Origin of the sequence: Exiguobacterium sp. SH31 (assembly GCF_001816105.1) — a bacterium.
GTDB lineage: Bacteria > Bacillota > Bacilli > Exiguobacteriales > Exiguobacteriaceae > Exiguobacterium > Exiguobacterium aurantiacum_A.
The window spans coordinates 1-7,416 of the sequence record NZ_LYTG01000096.1; the positions used below are offsets into that span (position 1 = coordinate 1).

Here is a 7,416-nt window from a genome sequence, read left to right on the forward strand (position 1 = left end):
ACCGGCCATGCGGAGCCGGTCCAGAAAGAAGTGATATAGCTGTGAATGAACTTTTAGAGAACGCACTACGTGGCATCGTAGAAGAACGTCTGAGTCAAGGTCGCGAAGGACTGGACTATTTGGTCAGCCTAATTGTCCTTGATGAAGATCAAGCACGTAACTATATCTTATGGAGACAGTATACCACGTGCATGGATGAACTGAAAAATGAAGAGGCGTTTTGCACGGACGCATTGACGCTCTCTCATGTGGAGTTCAATCGTAGATACAAATTTGTTGATTGGTTGGCAGCCGTCGAATATGCACTTGTCACTTTGGCTACCACACGAGAGCGCTCAGAAGGACTGTATCTCTTGAAAGTAAGAAGACTGTTTGAAATTCCACGACAATACCGAACTGAAAAGGAGCGGATCGAAATGAGAAAAAATAGCATTCGTGTCTATCAAACAGACCGTGAACATGACGAGTTCATGTCGTGGGAGGAAGAGCAAGAGTACATTCGGAAAATCGAGGAGGATACCAAATGAATAACGTGATTGCACTGGCGAACGTGAGCGGGATGAGTCGTGATGAATGGTTAGAGATGCGTCGTAATGGCATCGGCGGCTCAGACATCTCTGCCATCGCAGGATTAAACAAATACAAATCAGCGATGAGCGTCTATCTAGATAAGGTCGGAGAAACTGAGATTGAAGACGTCGCAGGGGAGGCTGCTTATTGGGGCAACGTTCTGGAAGACGTTGTCGCAAAAGAGTTTCAGTCTCAGACAGGTCATAAGGTACGTCGGGACAACCGAATGCTTGCACACCCAAACCATCCCTATATGATTGCGAACCTCGACCGGGTTTTGGTCGGTAAGAAAGAGATACTCGAGTGCAAGACGTCTTCTGCCTATCGTTTGAAGGAATGGGAGGCAGACGAGATACCCGCAGAATACATCATACAAGTTATGCATTATCTCGCGGTCACTGGATATGAAGCAGCATGGATTGCGGTTCTTGTGGGTGGTCAAAAGTTTATCTACAAACGTATCGAACGAGACGAAGAAATGATTCAGTTCATCATCGAGATTGCGTCTGACTTTTGGAACAACCATGTGCTCAAGAGAGTGCCACCCGCCTACGATGGTTCGAAAGCATCGAGTGATCTACTCGGCCGGATGTTCCCGACAGCAGAACAAGGTTCAGAGACAGAGCTTCCAGATGAAGCAGAAGATTTGATTAAACAGTATCAAGAAACAAGCGAACGATTGGAAGAACTGAAAGTCCAAAAGACGGAAGCAGAAAACAAACTCAAGGCGTTGATTGGTGAAGCGGAAGTCGGTATCGCTCAGAATCATTTTGTCGAATGGAAGACGGTCAAAGCACGCGAAACCATCGACTCGAAAAAACTGAAACTCGAGCATCCGGAAATCTACACGCAATGCATCAAAATCGGAAAACCAACAAGACGATTTGCAATCAAGGAGGCTAAATAATCATGGCAAAAACAGCAGACGTAAAGAATCAGTTGGCGAATCGAAGTGCACAGGCGCCGGCGCAAGCAGGGGATAACGAACGAAGACTTAAATCGCTCATCAACGACAACTATAAGGCGATCCAGTCGCTTGTTCCAAAGCATGTAACACCAGAGCGATTGGCACGTCTAACAATCAGCGCCGCAACTCGGAACCCAAAGCTATTCGAATGTGACGAGATGACCCTAGTCGGCGCAATCGTCAACTGTGCGGCGCTAGGAGTCGAACCGAACCTCATTGGACACGCCTATATCTTGCCGTTCTATAACGGAAAAACGAAGCAAATGGAGGCGCAATTTCAACTGGGCTTCAAAGGAGCGATTGACTTGGCGCGTCGCTCTGGCGAGTTGAAGCAACTGTATGCACATGAAGTGTATGAAGGCGACGAGTTCGAATATGCATATGGGCTCAACAAAGATTTGCATCACGTCCCTTGCGGAGAATCAGACCCGGATAAGGTCACTCATGTATATGCCGTCTATCACCTCAAAGATGGCGGGAATGACTTCGTCGTCATGACTCGAGAGCAGATCGAGAATCACCGTGACCGGTTCACCAAATCCAAGTACAACGGTGCAGTCGTGGGGCCGTGGAAAGATCACTTTGTCGAGATGGCCAAAAAGACCGTCATTATTCGTCTGTTAAAAACAGCCCCTTTGTCTATTGAAAAGGAAAATGGAGAGGTGCAGCATCTTGGTGAGCTCATTAATGCGGATAACAGCGTATCTCGAGTACGTCAGTCAGCCGTAACTAGTCAAGCCGTCATTGATACTTCATTCGTCGATAACGGAACTGAACCGACAATCGTCGATGTCCAGCCAGAAGAGTCTAAATCAAAAGCTGACGAAGATCCGTTCTTGTGAGGTGTAGATGATGGGACACGGACGAATTAATCGAGTCAGAAAAGAAAGTAACTTCGTGATGATGGACAAGGGGTTCTTACAGAACCCTGAGTTATCTGCAAAAGCAAAAGGTGTACTCGCTTATATTTTGAGCCTTCCAGATGACTGGGTCATTTATCAAAAAGAGCTTCTTCGTCATTTTAAAGACGGTCGAGTATCTATTGAGACAGCGTTGGACGAATTAGAAACGCATGGTTATCTAACTAAAGAACGAACTCGTGATGAAAAAGGACGCTTGGGTCATTATGATATCACCATTCACGAGATACCTATCCAGTGTAGATTTTCTACAGTAGAAAACCTACAGCAGAAAAACTACAGTAGAAAACCTGCACCTACTAATAATGACTTAATTAATAATAATTTAACTAAGAATGATTCAACTAATACTACCGGTAATAGTCAGAAAATCATTGTCGAGCATTATCAAAATAATTACGGGAATATCCCATCACTTGTGTCAAGAGCCATTGATAAGTTCCTCGAGCAAGGTATGGAACCAGACCTAATTGTTCGAGCTATCGATATTGCAATCGAGCGTGGGAAGAAGTGGGACTACGCATCTGGCATCTTGGCAAACCTGAGAGATCAGCAAGGCGTCAAAACTTTGGCAGACTTCGAAGTGCTGCGAAAGAAAGGGGCAAACAACCATGCAACGAGTGGCCGACAGAATGGACGAACTACTCATGAAAGTGGAAGCCAAAGCGAAACTCCACGCGACTATCTCGCAGAGCGAGAAGCCGAACTCCGTGCTAAAGGAGAATGGAAAGAGTTTGACGATACAGAACTCGATTTCTGAACAGTGTCTATTTGGGACGTGCGATGGGACGGGACATGTCTTGGCTTACGACCAGGAAGAACATGAACGCCAATTGCAAGATAGTACGGAACGTCGAATGCAGGGAAAACGCCTTCCGATCTATCCACCATATGAATATCAAAAAGCGTGTAAGTGTTTGCCTCAATTGCGTCTCAAGAATCGGGCGCGGATTGCAGGGATCCCGGAGGAGTTTCGTGGACTGACCCTGAGAAGCTTCGATGTGAATATCTACGAACATGATGAGGCGAAAGCCATTGCTTCTCGAGCCAAGCAAGCAGCTGCCAACTTTGTTCGTAACTTTGACCGAATCAAGGTTGAGTTCAGCGGAAAGGGGCTGTACTTCTGGAGCCGGACAAAAGGGAGCGGAAAAACGCGACTTGGTGCATCGATTGCAAATGCATTGATTCAAATCCATGCGGAGCGCGGCGAACAAATTGACGTCAGATATGCGGTACTGATTGATTTGATTGAACAGATCAAGGAGACGTTCGACAATGACAGCAAATTGAAAACAAAGGATGTCACAGACGCTGTGAAAAATGCCGACGTACTCATCTTGGATGACTTGGGTGTCGAGAGCGACAGCACCTTTGTCAATCAGATACTATACCGTTTGCTGAATCATCGCATGACGAAAGAACTACCTACCATCTTCACGTCAAACATCCCAGTCGAGGAACTTGGCCAGAAGTTCCAAATGGACGATGGACGAATCCAGTCTAGGATTACGAAGATGTCATTTTCGATTGCGATGCCTGAAGAAAGCGCGCGGCTGAAGCTTGCCAAGTCTGAAAATGAAGACCTATCCAGTCTCTTATTTGAATGAAGGAGTGAACGAGATGAACCCTTTTAAATATACGGAAGAAGGCAACTGCTGGGCTTATAAGCCGGTGATTGAAACAGACCCAGAGAAGATTGCAGAGGCAGAGCGTCGATTTGACGAACTGCTGAAGAAATTAGAAGAGGACCGAGTCGCATGACGGGGCTTGGAATCATGGCAGCGATTGCTATCGTCGCAGTCCCTGCCGTTTCCCTTCTCACGATTGTCGTCTGGTCATACGAACATATACAGGAGCTTGAAAGATGATTGATTCAGAAACGGAGTTTGCGATAGCCGGAATCATCATCTGTCTGGGATACATAGCCCGGACTATTCACGATAAACGGAGGATGAATTGATGGATGTCCAAGAGCGGATTAGACACCTTGAAACGGAGAACGAAATGTTGCTTGACGCGTTGCAACTGTTGCAGTTGAAAGAAAGGGAGTTTGACGTTCTAACAAACGCAATCAATCATATCGAAATGATTGTACGGAACGCAGAAAGTTCACCCACACGTGCCATCATGGCCGAGTTAGCTACGACTCGCGTGATGTTGCAGGTCTTGGAAGAGAGGTCGGAATGATTCAAATCATCCCTAATAAGAGACTCAAAAACCGAGTCACCTTCATGTATAAGGGACACCCTGTCGCAAGCGGTATCGATTTCAAGAACGGCTACTACGAAGTCATTCCTCGCGCGACATATTTTCATCCACTGGATCGGCTCGTCAAGATGATGACGATAGAACAGATCGAATCGTTGTGTAGCCGTTCCTTCGTCAAGTTGCACGAGGATAGAGGCTAATGTTCGTCCGAATCTATTACGTCAAGGACGGGCGTCACGAAAAGATAGTGACATGGAAACGTTCAAAAGAAGAGTGTGAACAATTCATTCAACAGAAAGGCGGCGAAATGCTGAAGGTCACTAAGTATGAAAGCCCAGGTTATTGACTTGATATATTATCGCATCCGGCGAGTCGTCTTTGATCAGCCCAAAGACGTCGCCTTGCGGTTGTCAACTTTGAATCCAAAACTGGAAGGGGAAAAGAAAGATGAACGAATCGAAGATGTATCAAAGGAATCAAAAATCTACGGAATGAAACCAAGTGTCGCGATTTGTGACGAGGAGACTAAACGATGAAATGCAAATGCGGAAAGACGGCAGAGCTACAGCAGCCAAACATTTTTGACGAGGTCGAGGATTTGTGCCGGGACTGCTTCAACCTTCTCGGCCATCACGATCACAGTCTCGAAGATGAACCCGAATTGTTCTTTGCAAGTCAGATGAGTACGGATCAGTAAAACATACAGGGTGGTGAAGCAGATTGAACCAACTCAAATGGATTGAAACGCGAGTCAAAGATGATAAGCGATTACGCAGACAAGTCGACGAATTGCTTCATCGATATTTCAGACTACCTCTGCTGATTCAACAGACAGAGGAAATCATCAATGGTGGACCGGAGATAAGTCTTCGGTCCTCTCTGACTGTCAACTATGCTGCCAGTGAGTCGATGAGTCATCCGCATCGCTTAAAAGAACAGCAGCACTATGATCAGATGGTCGTTGAAGCACAACGCGAACTAGTTGTGCTTAAAAATGAGCTCAACAAAATGAACTCGATTCGAACTTACTTAGCTGAGGATGAATTGGACGTTTGGAATCATAAATACAAAAGACGTCGTCGCAAGGATATCCATGTGCGGGATGAGCTGGGATGGGGGAATGATCGGTACTACAAAGCGCTGGATGGACTTCGTGGGCAGATTGCTGATGTGTTTAGGCTTTGGTTTGAGTAAATCAATAGAATAATGCAAAGCACATGAGAGGATGCTATAAAGGTTTTGTCGAATTTTGACGCACGAAAATAATTAAAATTGTACTTTATTAAAAGGTTAATCTCTGCTTGATTGTAATACGATAATCCTTGAAAAGTATTGTATTAAGGGGGATTACAATGGCGAAGACAGTTTATTTTTATAGATTAAGAATGTTCAATTTCGAGGATGATACTAGGCGGGAAATTTCCATCGAAAGATCTAGAACAGAGTTGCAAAGATTTATTCGTACACGACCGCAAGAGCGTGAATTTCTCGAGGACGAGGTCGCTGCAGGAGCTGTTGAAGAATTAGAAGGTCAAGATTTAGGAAATCCAGAGTACAGAACAAATCCAATTCACGTTTTTGAGAACAGAGCAGAAAATGGAGAGGTTTTTTGGGAAGTGATACAGCAAGATGAAAGATATATTTTCGGACTTTTAGGAAAAAACCTAGATACTTATCTTCAACTAAGAAATCGTAGAACCAGACGTAGTAGAGAGATAGTTAGAAGAGAAGATGAACAGATTGAAGCGACAACATTCTTTGTCCTTGATTTGAATACCATGATATGTGCCTTTTTCAGAGAGCAAGGCGCACCGATGATTGAAGAGATGAATAAATTACTTTATAGAGTACGTGGATTTGAGAACTTCGAAATTAATATGAATGCGATGACAAATCAAGCCGTGATTGAATCTATTGCTCGTAAAGAAGTAATTGCAACTTTAGAATATGAAATTGAAGTTCCTCAAGATAGTTTTTTCCAGTACGTGAATTTACGTCGAGAAGAAGTCGAAAAAATACAAAATCAAGGCCAAACTAAATTGGTAGTGAAACTAGCTTCAAATGGTCGGAATACCTCATTATTACAAGGTGTCGATTATGAAGAAAAAGTAGGGTTCCTTACCTCTTTAGCAAATATTCTACGAGGACGTCAAAATGCTAAAGCATATGTAGGGGCTAAAGATGCAGGTGGATCGAAGCAGGAATATTCATTTCTAGATGATCACATTAATCTAAAAAGAATATGTAACATAGATTACCAAGAAGTACTTCAACTTCAACGAGCTAATCCCGAGAGAGCTTATAGTGATATTTTATTCGAATATTTCCGAACTAGGTTAGTGGAGGTATTGCAAGAAATCTAATGTAAGAAGGAGGCTAATTAGTGGAAAAATTTAAAGTCACTTTGAGTCGAAATAAATTCAATCTATTTTTAGCAACCATTAGTGTAGGGATATTAATTTGGATTTGGTTTCAACCAGAAACTTTTAAAATAAATCTAAAAAAAGATTTTCATAAAGATATAATTACTTTATCTTCGGTGTTTGGAGGATTTTCATTTACTACCTATGGGATAATTATTGGTTTATCTAGTCAAAAAATAATGATGAAACTAGAGAAGCAAGGTTTTACTTCCCCGTATTATTTTTCGGTTTCAGTCAGTCTTATTTCAATTATTATTTCTTTGATTTGTTCTTTACTTGGACTATTTGTTTCAAAATACAATGAATCTTTAGTAATTGCGCAAATTGA

Annotated in this window: 11 protein-coding genes; all 11 read left to right on the forward strand. The window is 43.4% G+C overall.

Translation table 11 applies throughout. From position 1 onward, the window contains the following. Positions 1-527 (forward strand): hypothetical protein (locus tag A6395_RS13220; RefSeq protein ID WP_216820989.1); only part of this gene is annotated, 527 nt, incomplete at its 5' end. Then, the gene (locus tag A6395_RS13225; protein ID WP_071399396.1) at positions 524-1,477 is read left to right on the forward strand and encodes a YqaJ viral recombinase family nuclease; all 954 of its coding nucleotides are present in this window, start codon (positions 524-526) and stop codon (positions 1,475-1,477) included. The genes A6395_RS13220 and A6395_RS13225, both read left to right, overlap by 4 nt. Positions 1,478-1,479: 2 nt before the next feature. Beyond that, complete coding sequence (locus tag A6395_RS13230; protein ID WP_071399397.1) at positions 1,480-2,379, forward strand: recombinase RecT; 900 nt, start codon at positions 1,480-1,482, stop codon at positions 2,377-2,379. A 10-nt stretch (positions 2,380-2,389) separates the two neighbouring features. Next, complete coding sequence (locus A6395_RS13235) at positions 2,390-3,217, forward strand: DnaD domain protein (protein WP_071399398.1); 828 nt, start codon at positions 2,390-2,392, stop codon at positions 3,215-3,217. Positions 3,218-3,257: 40 nt separating this feature from the next. Next, positions 3,258-4,064 (forward strand): ATP-binding protein, encoded by an 807-nt coding sequence (locus A6395_RS13240; RefSeq protein ID WP_159429463.1) that lies wholly within the window; start codon positions 3,258-3,260, stop codon positions 4,062-4,064. A gap of 13 nt (positions 4,065-4,077) precedes the next feature. Beyond that, positions 4,078-4,218 carry a hypothetical protein gene (locus tag A6395_RS16015; RefSeq protein ID WP_159429464.1) on the forward strand — a complete coding sequence of 47 codons (141 nt, stop codon included), beginning with the start codon at positions 4,078-4,080 and terminating at the stop codon, positions 4,216-4,218. A 198-nt stretch (positions 4,219-4,416) separates the two neighbouring features. Further along, positions 4,417-4,644 (forward strand): hypothetical protein, encoded by a 228-nt coding sequence (locus A6395_RS13245; RefSeq protein ID WP_071399400.1) that lies wholly within the window; start codon positions 4,417-4,419, stop codon positions 4,642-4,644. A 553-nt stretch (positions 4,645-5,197) separates the two neighbouring features. Beyond that, positions 5,198-5,362 carry a hypothetical protein gene (locus A6395_RS16020; protein WP_159429465.1) on the forward strand — a complete coding sequence of 55 codons (165 nt, stop codon included), beginning with the start codon at positions 5,198-5,200 and terminating at the stop codon, positions 5,360-5,362. A gap of 23 nt (positions 5,363-5,385) precedes the next feature. Then, a complete protein-coding gene (locus A6395_RS13260) occupies positions 5,386-5,859 on the forward strand; it encodes a hypothetical protein (RefSeq protein ID WP_071399403.1) in 474 nt (157 codons plus the stop codon). Between the two features lie 158 nt (positions 5,860-6,017). Then, positions 6,018-7,028, forward strand: a complete 1,011-nt coding sequence (locus A6395_RS13265; RefSeq protein ID WP_071399404.1) for a hypothetical protein — start codon at positions 6,018-6,020, stop codon at positions 7,026-7,028. 20 nt (positions 7,029-7,048) lie between these two features. Next, positions 7,049-7,416 (forward strand): hypothetical protein (locus A6395_RS15915; RefSeq protein WP_149038986.1); only part of this gene is annotated, 368 nt, incomplete at its 3' end.